Origin of the sequence: Sneathiella sp. HT1-7 (genome assembly GCF_020731145.1) — a bacterium.
Taxonomy (GTDB): domain Bacteria; phylum Pseudomonadota; class Alphaproteobacteria; order Sneathiellales; family Sneathiellaceae; genus Sneathiella.
In genome coordinates, this window is record NZ_JAJFZN010000002.1 from 350,734 (window position 1) to 369,425 (window position 18,692).

General features: G+C 51.4%; 17 protein-coding genes. 9 read left to right on the forward strand and 8 right to left on the reverse strand.

Annotation, left to right across the window (positions count from 1 at the left end):
• Positions 1–69: 69 nt before the first annotated feature.
• On the forward strand, positions 70–1,005 hold the full coding sequence (lpxC, locus tag LKE13_RS06845; RefSeq protein WP_227949546.1) for a UDP-3-O-acyl-N-acetylglucosamine deacetylase: 936 nt from the start codon (positions 70–72) through the stop codon (positions 1,003–1,005).
• Positions 1,006–1,102: 97 nt separating this feature from the next.
• Here lpxC and LKE13_RS06850 read toward each other — a convergent pair whose 3' ends face one another.
• On the reverse strand, positions 1,103–1,489 hold the full coding sequence (locus LKE13_RS06850) for a helix-turn-helix domain-containing protein (protein WP_227949548.1): 387 nt from the start codon (positions 1,487–1,489) through the stop codon (positions 1,103–1,105).
• Between the two features lie 409 nt (positions 1,490–1,898).
• On the opposite strand from LKE13_RS06850, the gene LKE13_RS06855 reads away from it, so the two are divergent.
• Genes LKE13_RS06855 through ligA form a run of 3 tightly spaced genes read left to right on the forward strand, consistent with a single transcriptional unit; the run spans position 1,899 to position 6,509 of the window.
• Positions 1,899–2,723 (forward strand): outer membrane protein assembly factor BamD, encoded by an 825-nt coding sequence (locus LKE13_RS06855; protein WP_227949551.1) that lies wholly within the window; start codon positions 1,899–1,901, stop codon positions 2,721–2,723.
• Positions 2,724–2,736: 13 nt separating this feature from the next.
• On the forward strand, positions 2,737–4,398 hold the full coding sequence (recN, locus tag LKE13_RS06860; RefSeq protein ID WP_227949553.1) for a DNA repair protein RecN: 1,662 nt from the start codon (positions 2,737–2,739) through the stop codon (positions 4,396–4,398).
• Between the two features lie 5 nt (positions 4,399–4,403).
• Positions 4,404–6,509, forward strand: a complete 2,106-nt coding sequence (gene ligA / locus LKE13_RS06865; protein WP_227949555.1) for an NAD-dependent DNA ligase LigA — start codon at positions 4,404–4,406, stop codon at positions 6,507–6,509.
• Between the two features lie 13 nt (positions 6,510–6,522).
• On the opposite strand, the gene LKE13_RS06870 is transcribed toward ligA, so the two are convergent.
• Entirely contained in the window at positions 6,523–8,526 is a 2,004-nt protein-coding gene (locus LKE13_RS06870; RefSeq protein WP_227949557.1) for an aminopeptidase P family protein, read from the reverse strand.
• Positions 8,527–8,738: 212 nt separating this feature from the next.
• Here LKE13_RS06870 and LKE13_RS06875 point away from each other — a divergent pair, with 212 nt between their 5' ends.
• Positions 8,739–9,020, forward strand: a complete 282-nt coding sequence (locus tag LKE13_RS06875) for a hypothetical protein (RefSeq protein WP_227949559.1) — start codon at positions 8,739–8,741, stop codon at positions 9,018–9,020.
• A 46-nt stretch (positions 9,021–9,066) separates the two neighbouring features.
• Entirely contained in the window at positions 9,067–9,582 is a 516-nt protein-coding gene (locus LKE13_RS06880) for a DUF1127 domain-containing protein (protein WP_227949561.1), read from the forward strand.
• Between the two features lie 71 nt (positions 9,583–9,653).
• On the opposite strand, the gene LKE13_RS06885 is transcribed toward LKE13_RS06880, so the two are convergent.
• From LKE13_RS06885 to gpt, 5 genes are all read right to left on the reverse strand, one after another.
• On the reverse strand, positions 9,654–10,514 hold the full coding sequence (locus LKE13_RS06885; RefSeq protein ID WP_227949563.1) for a 50S ribosomal protein L11 methyltransferase: 861 nt from the start codon (positions 10,512–10,514) through the stop codon (positions 9,654–9,656).
• Positions 10,498–12,777, reverse strand: coding sequence for an ATP-dependent helicase (locus LKE13_RS06890; RefSeq protein ID WP_227949565.1), 2,280 nt, complete (start codon positions 12,775–12,777; stop codon positions 10,498–10,500). The genes LKE13_RS06885 and LKE13_RS06890 overlap by 17 nt, the downstream gene beginning before the upstream one ends.
• 53 nt (positions 12,778–12,830) lie before the next feature.
• On the reverse strand, positions 12,831–14,624 hold the full coding sequence (locus LKE13_RS06895) for a chloride channel protein (protein WP_227949567.1): 1,794 nt from the start codon (positions 14,622–14,624) through the stop codon (positions 12,831–12,833).
• A 107-nt stretch (positions 14,625–14,731) separates the two neighbouring features.
• Entirely contained in the window at positions 14,732–15,520 is a 789-nt protein-coding gene (gene otnI, locus LKE13_RS06900) for a 2-oxo-tetronate isomerase (protein ID WP_227949569.1), read from the reverse strand.
• 4 nt (positions 15,521–15,524) lie between these two features.
• Entirely contained in the window at positions 15,525–16,025 is a 501-nt protein-coding gene (gpt, locus tag LKE13_RS06905; RefSeq protein WP_227949572.1) for a xanthine phosphoribosyltransferase, read from the reverse strand.
• Positions 16,026–16,150: 125 nt separating this feature from the next.
• Here gpt and LKE13_RS06910 point away from each other — a divergent pair, with 125 nt between their 5' ends.
• Both LKE13_RS06910 and LKE13_RS06915 read left to right on the forward strand, forming a co-directional pair.
• Positions 16,151–16,396: a hypothetical protein gene (locus tag LKE13_RS06910; RefSeq protein WP_227949574.1), complete on the forward strand. Its 246-nt coding sequence runs from the start codon at positions 16,151–16,153 to the stop codon at positions 16,394–16,396.
• 124 nt (positions 16,397–16,520) lie between these two features.
• Entirely contained in the window at positions 16,521–17,213 is a 693-nt protein-coding gene (locus LKE13_RS06915) for an NnrU family protein (RefSeq protein WP_227949576.1), read from the forward strand.
• A 2-nt stretch (positions 17,214–17,215) separates the two neighbouring features.
• Here LKE13_RS06915 and LKE13_RS06920 read toward each other — a convergent pair whose 3' ends face one another.
• Positions 17,216–17,680, reverse strand: coding sequence for a PaaI family thioesterase (locus LKE13_RS06920; protein WP_227949578.1), 465 nt, complete (start codon positions 17,678–17,680; stop codon positions 17,216–17,218).
• A gap of 102 nt (positions 17,681–17,782) precedes the next feature.
• On the opposite strand from LKE13_RS06920, the gene LKE13_RS06925 reads away from it, so the two are divergent.
• A complete protein-coding gene (locus LKE13_RS06925) occupies positions 17,783–18,685 on the forward strand; it encodes a LysR family transcriptional regulator (RefSeq protein WP_227949580.1) in 903 nt (300 codons plus the stop codon).
• Positions 18,686–18,692: the final 7 nt, after the last annotated feature.

Sequence of the window (18,692 nt, forward strand, 5' to 3'; positions counted from 1 at the left end):
TTTGAGTGGGCAGGCGGTCTTCCGTACATTCAGGCTGCGAATTTGTAGCAGTAACTAAAGTGGCGGAAAATGGTCGTTTTTCAGAAAACATTGCGTAATAGTATCAGCTGTACCGGCGTTGGATTGCATGGTGGCAAGTTGATCAATATGAAATTGTCGCCGGCTCCGGTGAACAGCGGCGTTGTTTTCAGGCGAACTGACGTTGATCCGGCCGTTGCAGAAATTCCGGCGCAATATGATACTGTGACTGATCTTATGATGTGCACCACTGTTGAAAATGATGCGCACACTAAAGTCGCCACTGTCGAACATTTGATGGCGGCCCTGTCTGGATGCGGCGTTGATAATGTTGTTGTTGAGCTGGACGGTCCCGAAGTTCCGGTGATGGATGGTTCTTCCGCACCCTTCGTCTTTCTTGTTGAGTGCGCCGATGTGATCGAGCAGGAGGCCCCGCGACGCTATATTAAGGTGTTGAAGGAAGTGGAAGTGAGTGACGGGTCAGCAAAAGCCAGTCTCTCTCCGGCTGATAATATTTCCGTCTCCTTTGAGATTGATTTCGAAAATCCTCGTATCGGCAAACAGAATTGTCGCTTCAGCTTGCGTAATGGCACGTTCAAGAATGAACTCGCACGTGCCCGGACTTTCGGCTTTTTGAGCGAATTCGAGCAACTCAAAAAGCTGGGCCTCGCAAAAGGTGGATCCCTTGATAACGCGATCGTGCTCAGCGGTCCTGATATTTTGAATGAAGAAGGCCTGCGCTATGACGACGAGTTCGTGCGTCATAAGGCGTTGGATGCTATTGGCGATCTATACCTCGCTGGCGCGCCAATCATTGGTGAGTTTTATGGGTTCCGGTCAGGGCATGCATTGAACAACAAGCTTTTGCATGCCTTCCTTTCTGATAAGGATGCCTGGTGCTATACCACGGAAGCGCCAGTTCGCATTGGCAATGTGGGTGGGGCTCACTGGCCAACCCAGAAAGCAGCGGCACCCGCTACGGACTGATTTGATCGGTTATGTTCACATACTGGACTTTGTAGTATTTAGAAGTAAAAAGGCGCGGATATGAATTCCGCGCCTATATTCGTTTTTGCATGTATAATCAGGCGGATTTACGCCGTCTTTCCTTGCCTGCCAAGCTTTTGATCAGGCCGCTGACTGCCGATCTCACTGCTGGTTCATCAATATCGCCATAATTGCGCACTAACTCAATGGTTGAGCGGTTTTTGCCGCCATGTTCCAGAGGGATGCTTGTTGTCGATGGCTCAAGATTCTCGAAGAAATAGGCAACGTCTACTTCCAGCCGTTTGGCTATCTCATACAATCTGCCTGCGCTGACACGGTTTGCGCCTGTTTCGTATTTCTGAACTTGTTGATATGAAATATCCAGCGCCTTTGCCAGATGTTCCTGAGTCAGACCCATCATAGTTCTTCTTTCACGAATCCGCTCACCGACATGATCGTCGACTCTTTTCGCGACTTTACCCATTGTTGTTTGGTACCTTTCTTAGAGATCAAATTATTTTTCTAGTTGTGCTACTACCAAGGGCGAAACCGCAGATTCAACGAAGTTATTATATTTTTATAGGAGAAAATCGAATCTCTGCTCCACCCTTATAGGTAATGTATCACATACCAATATAAAAATAAAATACATAAAAACTAACAATAATTAGATAAATTTTTTTTATCGATCGTTAGCTGATATTTATTTTTATTACTGATATAAAATATAAAATCGATAGATCGCTAATTATATAATATTCGTATTATCGTGTTTCGAGGGTTGTGTATGGGGCATGGAAGAAATCTGAAACCATAACTTCCCCTAGGCGCGCTGTTTGGATAAAATGCCCCGGCACCCGAGATATATTCGGCGATGAACCAAGAGGGATAAGTTGAAATATAATTTCTATTCAAGCATTGGCAGAGTGCTGGGCGGTTTCCTGCTTTTAATATTGGTTGCCGGTTGCAGTTCAGATGAGCCCGAAGCCTATGTGGAACGGCCGGTCGAGCAGCTTTATAATCAGGCTCTTGCAGATTTGAATAGTGAAGACTACTTCGCAGCGGCGCAGGGCTTTGATGAGGTGGAGCGACAACATCCTTATTCCGTCTGGTCGACCAAGGCGCAGATTATGTCTGCCTTCGCCTATTATCAGAGTAACGAGTATGACCAAGCGATTCTGGCTGCGGAGCGGTTTATCGAATTGCATCCGGGCAATAAGGATGTAGCGTACGCCTATTATCTTGTTGCGATTTCTTATTATGAGCAGATCACAGGAGTGGAACGGGACCAGAAGGTGACGCGTCAGGCTCTCGACGCCTTGCAAAATCTTGTGCGCCGGTTTCCCAATACTGAGTATGCACGCGACGCTCGGCTCAAAATTGACCTGACCCGGGATCATCTTGCGGGCAAGGAAATGGCTATCGGCCGCTATTATCTAGGACAAAAATACATGATCGGGGCAATCAATCGCTTTCGAACTGTTGTCGAGCAATACCAGACCACGACACATGCCCCAGAGGCGCTTCACCGATTGACGGAGGCCTATTTGACGTTGGGTATCACGGAGGAGGCTCAAACAGCCGCCGCTGTCCTTGGCTATAACTTTCCCGGTAGTGAATGGTATCAGGATTCTTACGCGCTTCTCGACGAGAATTATCTGAAACCGGAAGCAAATGAGGATTCCTGGATCGTCAAGGCCTGGAAATCAGTGTTTTAGCCGTCGGACTGACATGCTGGAAAAACTCTCCATCCGCAATATCGTTCTGATCGACAAGCTGGATTTATCCTTTGAGCGTGGGCTTTGCGTCCTCACGGGGGAGACCGGGGCGGGTAAATCAATTCTGCTCGACAGCCTTGCGCTGGCGCTTGGTGTTCGCGCGGATGCGGGGTTGGTTCGTGCAGGAACGGATCAAGGTTCGGTCACGGCAGAATTCTCCCTTATCCCGTCGCATCCAGTATTTTCTTCGTTGGGCGATATAGATGTCGAACCGGGAGAGCCTTTAATACTCCGGCGAATGCTCGGTTCAGACGGGCGTAGCCGGGCAAGTATTAATGATCAGGCAGTGAGTGCCGGCTTGTTGCGCAACGTTGGCGAAACGCTCGTTGAAATACATGGTCAGAATGCGGAACGCGGCTTGCTTGATGCGCGGGGGCATCGTGCGCTACTCGATCAGTATGCGCGTCTGGAAAAGGAAGTCATTGTCGTTGGACGCCATTATGAAACACTCCAGAAGGCAAACGAGAAGCTTGAACGGGCCGTACGAGAGATTGAACAGGCGCGAGTTGATGAAGAATATCTCCGTCATATCGTCGAGGAACTTTCGGAACTCGCGCCGGAGGAAGGGGAGGAAGAAGCCCTCGCAGTGCACCGATCCAACCTGATGCATGCGGAGAAAATTGCGGAAGCGCTGCGCGATGCGGAAAAAGCGTTGACCGAGCATGGGGGTGTGGAAAACCGGATTAGGTCAGCGACCCGCGCGGTCGAGAGAGTTATTGAAAAGGCGTCAGGGAAGCTTGATCCGGTACTGGAAAGTCTCGAGCGTGCGGCCATTGAAATGGCAGAGGCACAGGGGGTTATCAACTCTGTCGCGGGAGACCTTGATATGGACCCGGTCGGACTTGAAGTGGTGGAGGAGAGGCTGTTCGCGCTTCGGGCAGCAGCGCGCAAGCATAAATGTGAAGTGTCAGCTTTGCCAAAGTTGCTGGAAAGCTTTGTGGCGCGATTAAAGGCTGTGGAAGAGGGAGATCGCGAAATAGAAAGTCTCCGTGCCGCCGCCGCCGAGGCTCGTAAAAAATATGTAGCGGCAGCGAGCGCTTTGAGCCAAAAGCGAAAAGCCGCGGCGCTGGATATGGACCGGGCCGTGATGGCGGAACTTGAACCACTAAAACTTGGGGCAGCGACATTCACAACCGATGTAAGCGAGTTGCCGGATGAGAACTGGGGCTCTCATGGATTCGATAAAGTGGCGTTTCTCATTTCGACCAACCCGGGGAGTGCGGCCGGGCCGTTGATCAAGATTGCCTCCGGCGGGGAACTGTCACGCTTTATGCTGGCACTCAAAGTCGTGCTGGCTCAGGCTGGTTCTGCCCCGACTCTGATTTTTGATGAGGTGGATCGTGGCGTTGGTGGGGCGACGGCAGATGCGGTTGGTGATCGGTTGCGCCGCCTTGCGGAAGATTTGCAGGTGCTGGTCGTCACTCATTCGCCGCAGGTAGCCGCCGCAGGCGAGGCGCATTGGAATATCCGGAAATCAGAAGTAAATAATGCCACGGTTACGTCTGTTGACCGCCTCGATCAGGAGGAGAGGACGGAAGAGATTGCACGGATGTTATCCGGGGCCAGTATTACTGAGGAAGCCCGTGCGGCCGCTCTCAGCCTTATCGAAGGATAGTCATTGTGGATGTGCAAAATCTGACGGCAGAAGACGCAAAAGCCGAACATGATAGACTGGTCGAAACGATCAAGGCCCATGATGTCGCCTATTATGCTGAAGATGCGCCAGCCGTCTCAGATGCAGAATATGACCGCCAGCGTCAGGACCTTCTTGCGCTGGAGGCTCGGTTCCCGGAACTGATTACAGCCGACAGCCCGTCGCAAAGTGTTGGGGTCACTCCGGCCAAGGGGTTTGGTAAAGTCCGGCATAAGGTCCCGATGCTGTCGCTTGATAATGCTTTCAGCAGTGATGATCTTCGGGAGTTTGAAGGGCGTATCCGCCGATTTCTTGGTCTGGATGCAACTGAAGATGTCTCCTTTTTTGCGGAACCCAAAATTGATGGGCTTTCCGCCAGTTTGCGATATGAAAATGGAAAGTTTCAGCAGGGCGCAACGCGTGGCGATGGTCAGGAGGGGGAGGATATAACCGCTAACCTGCGCAGTGTCACGGATCTGCCGCTAGAGCTATCTGGCGCAAAAACAAAAGTTCCGGATGTCTTCGAGATTCGCGGTGAAGTCTATATGTCGAAATCCGACTTCCTTGCACTCAATACGGCGCAGGCAGAAGCAGGGGGGAAGATATTTGCGAACCCGAGAAACGCGGCTGCAGGCAGCCTCCGCCAGCTTGACTACGAGATTACAAAGTCCCGCAAATTAAGGTTTTTCGCCTATGCCTGGGGAGAGGTGAGCGGCCTCCCGGGTGTGACACAGTCTGAAGTCCTCACTGTATTCAAGGATTGGGGGTTTTCTGTTAATCCGCTTTCCAAGGTCTGTACGAATATGGAAGAGGCAATCGATGCTTATCGTAAAATAGAAGAGCTTCGCGCATCGTTGGATTATGATATCGATGGTGTGGTCTTCAAAGTTAACCGACTGGATTGGCAGGAGCGCCTCGGCTTTGTCAGCCGCAGTCCGCGCTGGGCGATAGCCCATAAGTTCCCGGCGGAACAGGCGACGACCCTTGTAGAAGATATCGAAATACAGGTTGGCCGAACCGGTGCCCTCACACCGGTTGCGCGGCTTCTTCCGGTGACGGTCGGCGGCGTCGTTGTTTCTAATGCGACACTACATAACGAGGATGAAATCAAGCGTAAAGATGTTCGCAAGGGCGATACGGTGGTTATTCAACGCGCGGGAGATGTGATCCCGCAGGTGGTTGAGGTCGTTCTCGATAAACGCCCTGATGACAGTGTACCTTATGACTTCCCGAAAACGTGCCCGATCTGTGGCAGCCATGCCGTTAAGGAAATAAATGAAAGCACAGGTAAGGAAGACGCCGTCCGTCGCTGTACCGGCGGCCTGATTTGCCGGGCGCAGGCCGTTGAGCGGCTTAAGCATTTTGTCTCCCGCAATGCGTTCGATATTGAGGGGCTTGGCACGAAGCTGATCGAAACTTTTTATGAGGATGACCTGATTAAAAGCCCTGCCGATATCTTCACGCTGGAAAAATGCGATGCGGCTCCCGGAAATTTACAGCGGATTAAGAACCGCGAAGGGTTTGGAGAAAAAGCGACACGAAATTTATTCGATGCAATTGATGATCGGCGAGAAATATCGTTGGATCGCTTTATCTATGCATTAGGAATTCGCCATATCGGACAGGGAAATGCCCGACTGCTGGCGAAAAATTACCTGAGTTTCGCGAACTTGCGAGAGCGGCTCAGCGAAATGGGGGACGCATCTGGGGAAGCCTATAGTGAGCTATTGAATATCGATGGTATTGGCGCCGCGGTCGCCGACGCGGTGACAGAATTTTTTCATGAAGAGCGTAATCAAGACATGCTCGATGATCTGCTACGCGAAATTACGATTGTCGATTTTGAACTACCGGCGCAGGATAGTGCCGTTGCGGGCAAAACAGTTGTTTTCACTGGCACCCTCGAACTGATGAGCCGTCAGGAAATGAAGGCAAAAGCAGAAAGTCTTGGCGCGAAAGTCAGCGGATCGATCTCTGCCAAGACGGATTATCTTGTCGCCGGCGCGAACGCCGGATCGAAGCTTAAAAAAGCAGCAGATTTAGGCGTCTCGGTCCTAACCGAACAGGAATGGCTGGATTTGATTGGCGGCTAAATTGGTGCCAGTTCTACAGCGGCGCCGTTGCCTGACGGAGCCAGTCTGCGGTCTCACCTTCAACTTGGGGTTCGAGCTTTTCCCGGACTTCAAAATGATAGCTGTTTAGCCAGGCAATTTCGCTGTCGGTCAGCAGGTTCTTCTCAATGAGGGTTTTGTCAATCGGGGCAAAGGTCAATGTTTCGAATCCGTAGGTCACTCGCTCCGCTCCCTCCGGCTGTGGTCGTTCCTGAACCGTCACCAGATTTTCGATCCTGATCCCGTAGGCGCCGGTTTTATAGTAACCGGGCTCGTTTGAAATAATCATGCCTGGGACAAGCGCGACGGCGCTTGGCGCTTTTGATATTCGCTGTGGCCCTTCATGAACGGAAAGATAGCTGCCAACGCCATGACCGGTGCCATGATCGTAATCAAGCCCTGCGGACCAGAGGGGCGCCCGTGCGAGGGTATCAAGCTGACTACCTGTCGTTCCCTTCGGAAAGATAGCTGTCGCGAGCGCGATATGCCCTTTTAGCACCAGAGTGAAACGATTGCGCATCTCGGCACTAGGTTCCCCTATGGCAATCGTCCGGGTAATGTCGGTTGTGCCGTCAAGATATTGCGCGCCGCTGTCGACAAGATAGAGTGAACCAGGTTCAAGCGGTCGGTTAGATGCCTCGCTTGCTCGGTAATGGACGATGGCACCATTCGGCCCCGCACCTGAAATGGTGTTAAAACTAAGATCGCGAAAATTCTCCCCGCTTTCCCTAAAGGAGCGGAGCTTGGCTTCCGCCGACAGTTCGTCGACTGTGCCAACCGGTGCGTTTACGGACATCCAATGCAAAAATTTGGCAACTGCTGCGCCGTCACGAATATGTGCGCGTCGCGATCCTTCTACCTCGATTGCATTCTTTGTTGCTTTTGGAAGCAGGCAGAGGTCTTCCGCACGGCTAATTTCCGCTTTTGCCTTGATCAGTTGATCCACAATATACTGGCTGGTGACCGCGGGATCGATTTGAACCTTTTTCCCTGACAGGGATTGAAGCGCTTGCTCAAACTCCTCCGGAGCATGGAGCCTAATCATATTTCCAAGATGCTCCCGCATAGTCGGGGCGAATTTTATCTCATCCATGAATAGATCGACGGTGGCATCCTGATGGGTGATGGCAAAACCAAGCGCAAATGGTGTGCAGGGGAGATCCGCGCCGCGGAGGTTTAATAGCCACGCAACAACATCTGGGAGCGTATGGATAATGGCATCAGTTTTCTTCTCTGCAAGTTTCGCCGCAATCCGGTTGCGCTTGCTTGCAGAGCTTTCTCCGGAAAAGCGCTCCTCCTGTGGCTGTACAAGCGCGAGGGGGGCGAGGGGGCGATCTTCCCACACCCGGTCGATCAAGTTTTCGGGCACTGATGTCAACTCGACGCCGATGCTTGTGGTGGTTTTCTTCAGCGCCGCCATATTGTTTTCTGTGTGCAGCCAGGGATCAACGGCGAGTGTCTCGCCTGCGCTCATATTTTCGGCAAGCCAGGCACTCATTGGCTCCTCACTCACGTGGCGAGGCGTAAAGAGGGAGGTATCAACCTCATTCTGCACTTGAAGGGTATAGCGGCCATCGACAAAGATTGCGGCTTTGTCCTTCAGGACTGCCGCAACGCCAGCCGACCCCGTAAAACCGGTCAGCCATTTTAGTCTTTCCGCCGCCGCCGGGGCCGCCTCCCCATGAAATTCGTCATTTAGCGGGATGATAAAACCATCGACCTGTTCCGCTGTCATCTCCGCACGCAACTTTTGCAATCGCTCTTTCGAGGCACCGGGATTCAGAACGATGGAACTGATTTCTTTGCGCAGTTTCTCTCTGATCTTTTCAAGCTCCTGCGCTGTGCTGCTGTCAAGTTCCGGAAATAGCTGTTCAAGCAGCATATTTTCATCGGCTCGCGCAGGCGCGGCTGCCGCGGCCCGTAAAATATTAACGGCCTCCTCTTTGTCTTGTTGGGGCAGCAGTGCGGCGACAGAATGTTCTAACTTGGCAGTTTCCATGGGGTATGTCCTGAAATGTGGCAACCTCCTGTAAATATAGAGGTTCTAATTAGAAATATGGCGCTTTTTTAGCATAAGTGCAACGAGAGCTATGCATTTTTTGCAGGGCACCATTTCGATCTTTGCGGGCAAAAATGTGATGTAAGTCATTGTTATTTAATGAATGCAGTGCAATATATCCTCCATCAAGAATGCTTGGTTAGGAAAGTGAAATGTTCGCAAGAAACGAAAAATACGGTGATGCGTTGCAATTGCCATATGGCCCGGCAACAGGTGCCCGGTTTGACAGTATGTCAGTTAATAGGCACTTCGGCCTTTCTGGGCTGCTGCAGTCGTTGCGAAAACGTATCCGCCTTGCCACAGAACAGAATACGGCGGTTGTTGATTTAGCCTCAAGCTATTTTGGGAAGACCGTCAATAATGGCCACGAAATTACTGGTGAAGCAGTGAATGAAAACTGCTTGCGCCCAACGATTAAAAGTAACAACCGATAAAAATTTGTCCGCACCGTCGGGCTTTGAAACTTGAAGGAGTAGCAAAATGATTAGCTATGGCAAAAAAGAGATTGAGACGCTCGCATTGATCGAGCCTGTCAACACCAACAGTAACTACATCGATGTAGAAACTTACATCAATAAAGCACATAATCTGAGAGCCAAATTTATGGCCGAAGTGCTTTCAAACCTGTATCAGGCAACTATTGGCAAAATTATGCAAAATCGTGAACTCGCAGCGGCCAAGAATGCCCTTTACGGTATGTCTGATCGTGAATTGAAAGACATCGGCATTAACCGGAACGAGATCGACCGGGCCGTTGAAGGACGAGTCGCGACAGAAACAACCGGGAAAAAAGGTTTCTTTTCTAATCTGGTTACCAAATTCGTCGAAACACAGACATCTCGTGCAGCATATGTTCACCTGATGGCGATGAACTCCCGCGAGCTTGCCGACATTGGCCTGACACGCAGCGAAATCGAAGCGGCTGTCAGTGGTAACCGTACAAACGACAACCTCGCCCGGCCGAGCAACACAAACGATCACCGCAAAGCAGGTTGATCGTTCGCAGTCGACCTGCCTTCGCCTCCCCATATTGGAGGCGGGTCGGCTGCATAATTTATCGTTGGGATTTACCGACCAAGGACCAGCGTGGTCCAACTACCTATTGAATAGCGACGTTTTAGCGTTAGTCCCTGCAGTCGATAGGCACTTCTCACCATTACTTCCTGCGAGCCTAAAAGTCCGGAAAGAACCAGTGTGCCATTCTTGCTGAGGGCGGCTGCGATATCCGGTCCCAATTTCACCAGTGGCCAGGCCAGTATATTGGCGACAATCAGATCATACGGGGCTTGCCTGTTTAATATCCGGCTGTTCAGGCCTGTTGCATGAACAGCGGTCATAAGCGGGGCAAGCCGATTCCTCGCGGCATTGTTGCGGGTAACCGCAACCGCTGCGGCATCTATATCGCTGGCGATCACCGGGATTTTCCAGGCTTTTGCAATAGCTAGCGCAAGCACGCCGGAACCACACCCCAAGTCGAGCGGGTTTTTGAAATTCCGAAATTTTCGAAGGTTATCCAAGGCGACAAGGCAGCCATAGGTCGTTTCATGCAGGCCCGTTCCGAAGGCCGCACCGGCATCGATCAGCAGGTTGTGGCGAGCGCGCGCGGGATGCGGTGCATCATGCGACCCGTGAATGTAAAAGCGGCCGGCATCGACGGGCGGTAGCATTTTTTGACTCTCACTCACCCAATCTTTCTGTTCAAGAGGGCCCAGTCCAAAGGACAGTCCGGCTGGTAGCTGGTCGAGAAGATACGCTGGTGGCTCGTCGGAGAAGAGGATGTCAAGGCGCCAGAGGGAATCATCACTTACCGCTTCCTCCATCGAAACGGTCAGTGCGTGTTCCTCATAAATATCGGCGATTTCTCCAGCCTGAACAAATGGCAGGGTGAGAGTGAGTTGCCAAAAGGCGGACTCAGGCAGCTTCGACAAAATTTTCCATCACTTTCTTGACGCCGGCTTTTTCAAATGCGATTTCCAGCTTTGGCCCGTCTTTTCGGACAATACGTCCATAGCCGAATTTTTGATGAAAGATGCGGGTGCCGATCGCGAATCCATCGTCCTTAGTAGACTTGCTAACCGGTTTGGTACTGTTGTCGACAAAATTTTGATTGGCGCGCGCGCGTTTATCCAGAATTTCTGCTAGGTGAGAGCTTTCAGGGTTTCGCCAGCTCGTATGGGAGAAACCCTCACTCTGACGTGAGCTGTTATAAATCCCTTGTTCTGATTGATCCTGAATATGATCCTGCGGGAGTTCATCGATAAATCGACTAGGCAGGGACGACTGCCATTGGCCATGGATACGCCGGTTACTGGCATGACTGATGTAGCAACGTTCCTTCGCGCGGGTTATTCCGACATAGGCGAGCCGCCGCTCTTCCTCCAGCGCTTTTAACCCGTTTTCATCAAGCGCCCGTTGATGCGGGAAGAGCCCTTCTTCCCATCCGGGAAGGAACACCACATCATATTCGAGACCTTTGGCCGAATGCAACGTCATCAGGCTGACCATCTCGCTGGTGTTGTCGGCGTTATTGTCCATGACAAGCGACACATGCTCCAGAAACTGACCGAGGCTTTCGTATTCTGCAATAGCCGGGACCAGTTCTTTTAGGTTTTCACGCTTGCCTTCCGCCTCTGGTGATTTGTCTTGCCGCCACATATCAAAATAGCCGCTCTCTTCCAGAACCGCTTCCACCAGTTCATCGGGCGGGATCAGGTCTTTCTGCGCGCGCCAGTTATCGAAAGAGGTCATCAGGTCCTTCAGGGCGGCAAGCGGCTTGCCCTTAAAGACACCCTTATCGGCAGCTATATTCGCGGCGCGGGAGAGGGAAATATTTTCTGCCCGACCAATTTCACGCAACTTTTCAAGGGCTTTGGCGCCAAGGCCGCGTTTTGGCAGATTATAGATACGTTCGAATGCCAGATCGTCATCGGGTTGATTGATTACGCGAAGATAGGCCAGAACGTCGCGGATTTCCCGCCGCTCGTAGAACCTTAATCCGCCGATAACGCGGTACTTGATCCCCATGCTCAAAAAGCATTCTTCAAAATCGCGGGTCTGGAAACTGGCGCGGACCAAAATGGCCATGTCCTGCAGGCTTTTACCCTTGCGTTCCAGGTTCTCGATTTCATCGGCAATCCAGCGCGCCTCATTCGGGCCGTCCCAGAGACCGTTCAAGACGACATGATCGCCGTCGTTTCCTTCTGTAAAGAGAATTTTACCGAGCCGACCTTCATTATGAGCGATCAGGCCGGAGGCGGCGCCCAGAATATGTGAGGTGGAGCGGTAGTTTCGCTCCAGCCGGACGACTTTGGCGCCTGGGAAATCATCTTCGAATTTAAGGATATTACCAACTTCTGCCCCGCGCCAACCATAGATCGACTGGTCATCATCGCCGACGCAGCAGATATTGCGGTGTTTCTGTGCGAGCAAACGAAGCAAGAGGTACTGCGCCACATTCGTATCCTGATACTCATCAACCAAAATATATTTGAAGCGATTCTGGTAGAGCGAGAGGATGTCCGGGTTTTTCTGAAAGAGCGTTAGTACATGCAAGAGAAGATCGCCAAAATCACAGGCATTTTGCGCGGCAAGCCGTTCCTGATAAATAGCGTATAAAGCAGCCGCTTTGCCATGGGCAAATTCAGAACTGTTGGCCCCTTGAACCTGGTCAGCCCGCAGTCCCTTGTCTTTCCAACGGTCTATGATGGCAGCAAGACCGCGCGGCGGCCAACGCTTTTGATCGACGCCTTCTTCGGACATGATCTGTTTCAAGAGACGTAGTTGATCATCGGTATCAAGAATGTTGAAATTTCTATCCAGCCCGATTAGCTCCGCATGACGTCGGAGGAGCCAGACGCCAATCGAGTGAAATGTACCGAGTTTGATCTCAACCGCTTCAGGGCCGATAATCCCGGCGGTTCTTTCCTGCATTTCGGCGGCTGCCTTGTTGGTAAAGGTGACGGCGAGAATTTCCCAAGGGCGCACATCGCGGAGATTAAGGATATGCGCGAGGCGCGAGATAAGCACACGGGTTTTCCCGGTGCCAGCACCTGCGAGCACCAATACGGGCCCATCCAGCACCTCAACCGCCGCGCGTTGCCCGTCGTTCAGTCCATCGAGATATTTAAAGTTTTGAGTCGGCGCGTGATTTCCTGCGTCGTCAAAATTGCTTATGTCAAACCTGTCGTCCATTGCTAAATGATATAGCCCATGGATACGGTTGAAGCTACTGCCGATCTACGTCTTTATTTGAAAACTTTGTCGCGGGCATCGTCCTGCGCCGAAAGCAGGGCGGCATTATAGGTATGCAGCAAATCCTTCTGGTGAAGAATGCCGATAAGTCGCCGTTCATTCGCCCGGTTAATGACGGGAACATGATCAATCCCGGCTTTTTCAATAATCTCAATGGCGGATTTGAGGCTCGTGTCAGGGAAGAGAACCGGACTACCTTCATGTACTAGATCCAGCGCGGTAACATTCTCCTGTGGTTCGTCTCCAAAAAGACCCGACTTAAGATCGCTATAGTCGATCCGGCCGATAAATTCATGGGTTTCTGGCTCCACCACGACAAATTTATCATGGTTGGTATTGCTGACGATTTTGCGCAGTTCCTTCATGGGTGTATGTTTCGGAATCTCGATGAATTCCCGATCCATGATCCCCCGAACCTGCAGGAAGCTGAGTTGACGGAGTGCACGGCTTTCATTTACGTCGACATTTCGGTTGAGAAGCTGTGTCTGCCAGATACTGCGTCCATAGATATGCTTTGTGATCAGAGTGGCGACGGAGACCGCGATCATCACGGCGATGGAGATTTTATAGTCGCCGGTCAGTTCGAACACGATCAAGATCGTTGAGATTGGTGCGCCGAGCACAGAGGCGGCAACGGCTGACATGCCGATGATGGCATAAAGACCGTGGCTTGCCGCCATTTCAGGAAAGGCCATTGCCGCAACGAGTCCGAAGGCGCCGCCGGTCATGGCACCGATAAAGAGCGAGGGTGAGAAAAAACCGCCGCCGAATCGCGATCCGAACGTTACGCCAACAGCAATGGTTTTCACCACGATTAGCAAGAGGAGCAAGAGGAGGGGGTATTGCCCCTTCAGTGCGCTGTCCGTCGCCTCGTACCCGACACCGATAATCTGCGGAAAGAAAAGGGCAATTGCACCGAGGACGACGCCGCCTGCCGCAGGCCTGAAAACCTCCGGTATGCGAAAGCGGTCAATTGTTCTTTCCGAGAAGCCGATGCTCCAGATAAAGAGTAGGGAGACCGCTGCTGCGACGACACCGAGAAGGGCAATTGCCGGAAATTCCCAGAGGGAGACAATCTGGTAATTGGGAATAATGAAAGCTGGAAAATCGCCAACATATATCCGGCTGATCACAGTGCCGATGACGGAGGCAATCACAATCGGGGCGAAGGCCTGGGTTGCGAGGGAGCCAACAACAACTTCCAATGCGAAAAACATACCGGCAATGGGGGCGTTAAAGGACGCGGCAACGCCGGAGGATACACCGCAGGCGATTAGCGTCATGTAGTATTTTGAAGGCAGGCGTAGGCGTTGGCCGAGTTGGCTGGCAATGAGTGCGCAGAAGTGAACGACTGGCCCCTCCCTGCCGCTGGATCCACCGCAGCCGAGAGTGAGGGCATTGACGAACAGGCCGCCAATTCCGGGCGCCAGTTTCATTTTACCGCGATTAACAATCACGGCCTCCATGACGTCCGCGACGCCTTGTGCGCGATAATTCGGGAGGACAAATTTCCAGAACAATCCGACAATCAATCCGCCAACGACTGGTGCGGCCATGATCTGCCACCATGGAAGTTTCTCTGCCTGTGCGAGGATTTCCTGACTTCCAAAGCCGTAAAACAAAGTCTGAATTTCACTGATGGCGAGACGAAACCCGACAGCACCATATCCAGCGAGAAGACCAATCGCGATGGCGCAGGCAATGAGTTTAACCGGCGTACTGCTTGACGCGGTAAGAAGCGGGTTGAGTATTTTTTCCCCGGTTCGGGAGTTTTCAGAGACGGCCATAGTCAGCCATACGTCCAGTATATTTTTGTCTTTTTAAGTAATTTATTATTCGTGACAACCAGATGTATCTTGATTGTCTTAAAGTTTCAATAAGTTCGGGGCTATTATTAAGCCGAATTCAGAAACTTTTGTGCCCAGCCGAGCGTTTCCCGGGTGGTTGATGAGGGTTTATATTCGCAGCCGATCCATCCGTCATATCCATCCGCCTCAAGCAGATCAAAAATATAGGGATAATTGATCTCGCCGTTATCTGGTTCAAAACGGTCCGGTGGATTGGCAATCTGTAGATGCCCGATCAATGGAGCGAATTTTTTATACTGGCGAACAATATCGCCATCCGTGCGCTGGACATGATAGATATCGAACTGCAGACGCAAGTTCGGATGATCTATTTCCTCAATCAATTCTGCTGCCTTGCTCGCGCTATCGAGGAAATAGCCCGGCATATCCTGTGTGTTTATTGGCTCAATCAAGGCAGTAATGCCGCTCTGTTCGCATGCGGCGGCGGCTTTTTGCAGGTTGTTGCGGTACACGGCGAGCTGAGTATTCTCGGTAATCGTAGTATCCCGAAGGCCTGCCATAACATGGAGCCGCGTGCAGCCGAGTGCGTTGGCATATTCAATCGCCTGATCAAGGCTAGCCTGAAATTCAGCGTCTCGTCCGGTCTGACTGGCGAGGCCTCGCTCCCCTTTTTCGAAATTACCTGCCGACAAGTTAAAAAGCGCCTGGGTCAGGCCGTTGTCATCGAGGCGCTTTTTTATCTCCGCCGGATCAAAATCATAAGGGAACAGATACTCCACGCCACTGAAGCCATCTTGGGCGGCAGCGTCAAAACGATCCAGAAACGGAACTTCCTGATAGAGAAAGCTAAGGTTGGCGGCGAATTTTAAGGACAAGCCGTTATTTCCTCTCGCGATTTTCTTCAACAATCGGTTTGACGAAGGACGGCGCCTGATCCCACGGAAAGAGAATCCATGTATCCTGGCTGACTTCCGTGATGAAGGTATCGACTTGCTCCAGCCCTTTGGGTTTGCCATAAATCGTCGCGAAATGGGCGTTGGGGACCATCTTGCGGACATGACGTGCGGTAATGCCGCTATCAACAAGGTCGTCCACAATGACCCAACCTTCACCCCCGTCGGGTAAATCCAGACCTTTGATGATATTCACCTCGCCAATAGATTTATCATCGCGATAAGCGGCTATACAGACTGTATCAATATGGCGGACATCAAGTTCCCGCGCGACAATAGCTGCCGGAACAAGACCGCCACGCGTTACTGCGATGACGCCCTTAAACGGTGCCTTCTCCATCAAACGCCATGCAAGCGCCCGGCCATTTCGGTGCAATTCCTCCCAGGAAACAGGAAAATACTTCGTATAGCCTGCGTCAGTCGACATTGGTGTCCCCCCGATTTTACGTTTGGAATGTTTTAAACCGGCTTTGATAAGATTTAAAGCGTCCTTTTCGCGAAAGCCTCTTGTGAGGTCTTTTTTCAAAAACAGAATTGAAGTAGGTTTTCTTAATGGCATCAAGATCCCCGAGTGCGGCACAACTTAAATATCTTCGGCTTGGCCGGTTCCAGCCGGGGGGTAAGCTGCCGCTTTTTGATCCGAACGGACAACAGATCAGCAAGACCGTCATAAGAAGTTGCCTGAAAAAGGGCTGGGTGAAGACTTGGTTTGACAATCCCATCAAGCCCGACTGGCTCGTCTGCAAACTAACAGCGGAAGGGATAAGGATGGTCGACAAATATGGCGCACGCCACTAATTTTGGCTTCATATGAAGTGTGACGGGTGTCGCATAAGCACAATTTCCCCCTGAAAACACTTTTGGTATCCTGCATTTGGTGTCAAACTTCCGAAATCCGATTATCAGATGATGGGGCAGAACTATGACCGGAACCGTTGGTGAACTTATTCTAGCCGCGCTGGCTTTCCTCCTAATTCATATTGTTCCGTCAAGTGTTTTGCGCGAAAGGGTCGTCTCCCGTATTGGCGAAAAGGCCTATATGGCAGGCTTCAGCTTGCTTTCGATTGCAATCCTAATTTGGCTGATTATTGCCTATCGTGCAGCGCCATTTGGGGACATGCTTTGGGATGCGGGCAATGGCGGGCGGCATCTTGCGATGCTGCTCATGCTCATCGCCTTCATTCTATTTTTCAGCGCCATTACAAGCCCGAACCCGACGTCAGTCGGGGCTGACAAAATGCTTGGAAAAGAGAGCGCATATAGCGGTATCAATGCAATTACACGCCATCCGATGATGTGGAGTTTCACGCTCTGGTCCATTGCGCATATCGTCAATAATGGCGATATCACATCGGTCGTCTTTTTCGGAACCTTTGGCTTGCTTGCGTTTGCCGGGACTTTTTTAATTGATGCGAAGAAGGCACGGCAGTTGGGGGAGGGCTGGACCCCGTATACGGCACGTACATCGAACATCCCCTTTGCGGCAATTATTCAGGGTCGGGCGTCGCTGTCGATCAAACCGCTTTGGTGGCGTGTATTAGCCGGGGTAGCCTTGTTCGCGGTGATGTATCTCCTTCATCCGCTGGCCTTTGGCGTCTCCCCCGGTCCAATATAGGCTTAATAGATGGCGCAGGTGGTATTTCCGGTGGCGTAAAGCTTGCCATCTTCGCCGACAAGCCGGGCTTCTGATGTGGCTATTTTTCGGCCCTTGTGAACAACTTCCGCTGTTGCCGTAACCTTACCCATGCCGGGCAGCATTGCTCGCAGATACTTAATATTGAGATCGACAGTCGTATAGCGCTCCCCAGGCTCTAAAACTGTGTGGATGGCGCAGCCTAGGGCACTATCGAGGAGTGTTGCGGCATACCCGCCATGTACTGAGCCGATCGGATTTAAATGCTTCTCGCCCGGATGCCCCGTAAAAACAGCTTTACCAGGCGAAATTTCAGAAAGTTCAAATTCAAGGGTCTGACCAATTGGTGGCTGGACACCGCCGTCAATTACGGACTGTAATTGCTCCATGCCCGTCATTTCCTTGCGGGCCTGTTCCAGCATTTTCTTTTTATCGAGGGCGTTCATCATGGGTATCCCTTATGTCAGTAATCTATTGCCTGAAAGATATGGTTTTTTCTTAAAACGAAAATATGCTAATTTTGAATACACTCTATTCAAAAATGTATAAATATGTCTTGGGATTACTATCGATATTTTTTGGCCGTTGCGGAAACAGGCAGCTTGTCTGCCGCCGCTCGCCAATTGTCCGTTTCCCAGCCGACTGTCGGACGGCAGATTGCTGAACTTGAAAAAAGGCTGGAAACCCGGCTATTCGAGCGGGCGTCCCATGGCTATTTACTGACGTCAGCGGGGCAGCAAATACGGGAGAGAATTAAGACCGTCGCCTCAGACCTTGACGGTGTTGAGCAGATAATCAGCGGGTTGGACAAATCCCTTTCAGGGACGATCCGGATTTCAGCGACGGAAGGGTTTGGCAGCTATTGGCTAACCCCGAAACTCAGTCAGTTTCAGGTATACCACCCCAGTATCAAGTTTGATTTAATGCTCGATATATCTGTTGTCGATTTGCGCCGTCGCGAAGCAGATATCGCATTACGGCTCGCTAATCCGCGCGTATCCGATCTAATCGGCCGTAAAGTCGGTCGCACAGGTTTCGGTCTATATGGCGCGAAATCCTATCTTGAGAGGCGAGGCCGCCCGGCAGCAATGGCGGACCTTGTCAGCCATGATTTTATCGGCTGGCAATCAGGGCGGGATCGTCTACCGTTTTCTGCCGCCTTGGAGAAGATTGCGCCGCCGGGCAACATAAAGTTTCGATGCGATACCGTTGCCGCGCAGATTGCCGCCGTGCAAAGCGGAATTGGGCTATTCGTCGCGCCTCATTATCTTGTACCACGCGATGACCGGGTTGTTCGTTTGTTATCGGCAGAAATCAATCTGAAATTTGATATCTGGCTGCTGACCCACCGCGATTTGGTGAACGCCGGACGCATTCGCACGCTTCTTGATTTCCTGTATGAGCGCTTTCGCGATGATCGGGAATTTTTGCTTGGGGAAGATTTACGACCCTGATTGTCGA

Bases quoted from the DNA above. Each gene is read 5' to 3' on its own strand.
- lpxC (WP_227949546.1), top strand. From the start codon at position 70: ATGGTCGTTTTTCAGAAAACATTGCGTAATAGTATCAGCTGTACCGGC.
- LKE13_RS06850 (WP_227949548.1), bottom strand. From the start codon at position 1,489: ATGGGTAAAGTCGCGAAAAGAGTCGACGATCATGTCGGTGAGCGGATT.
- recN (WP_227949553.1), top strand. From the start codon at position 2,737: ATGCTGGAAAAACTCTCCATCCGCAATATCGTTCTGATCGACAAGCTG.
- LKE13_RS06870 (WP_227949557.1), bottom strand. From the start codon at position 8,526: ATGGAAACTGCCAAGTTAGAACATTCTGTCGCCGCACTGCTGCCCCAA.
- LKE13_RS06875 (WP_227949559.1), top strand. From the start codon at position 8,739: ATGTTCGCAAGAAACGAAAAATACGGTGATGCGTTGCAATTGCCATAT.
- LKE13_RS06880 (WP_227949561.1), top strand. From the start codon at position 9,067: ATGATTAGCTATGGCAAAAAAGAGATTGAGACGCTCGCATTGATCGAG.
- LKE13_RS06890 (WP_227949565.1), bottom strand. From the start codon at position 12,777: ATGGACGACAGGTTTGACATAAGCAATTTTGACGACGCAGGAAATCAC.
- LKE13_RS06895 (WP_227949567.1), bottom strand. From the start codon at position 14,624: ATGGCCGTCTCTGAAAACTCCCGAACCGGGGAAAAAATACTCAACCCG.
- gpt (WP_227949572.1), bottom strand. From the start codon at position 16,025: ATGTCGACTGACGCAGGCTATACGAAGTATTTTCCTGTTTCCTGGGAG.
- LKE13_RS06910 (WP_227949574.1), top strand. From the start codon at position 16,151: ATGGCATCAAGATCCCCGAGTGCGGCACAACTTAAATATCTTCGGCTT.
- LKE13_RS06915 (WP_227949576.1), top strand. From the start codon at position 16,521: ATGACCGGAACCGTTGGTGAACTTATTCTAGCCGCGCTGGCTTTCCTC.
- LKE13_RS06920 (WP_227949578.1), bottom strand. From the start codon at position 17,680: ATGATGAACGCCCTCGATAAAAAGAAAATGCTGGAACAGGCCCGCAAG.
- LKE13_RS06925 (WP_227949580.1), top strand. From the start codon at position 17,783: ATGTCTTGGGATTACTATCGATATTTTTTGGCCGTTGCGGAAACAGGC.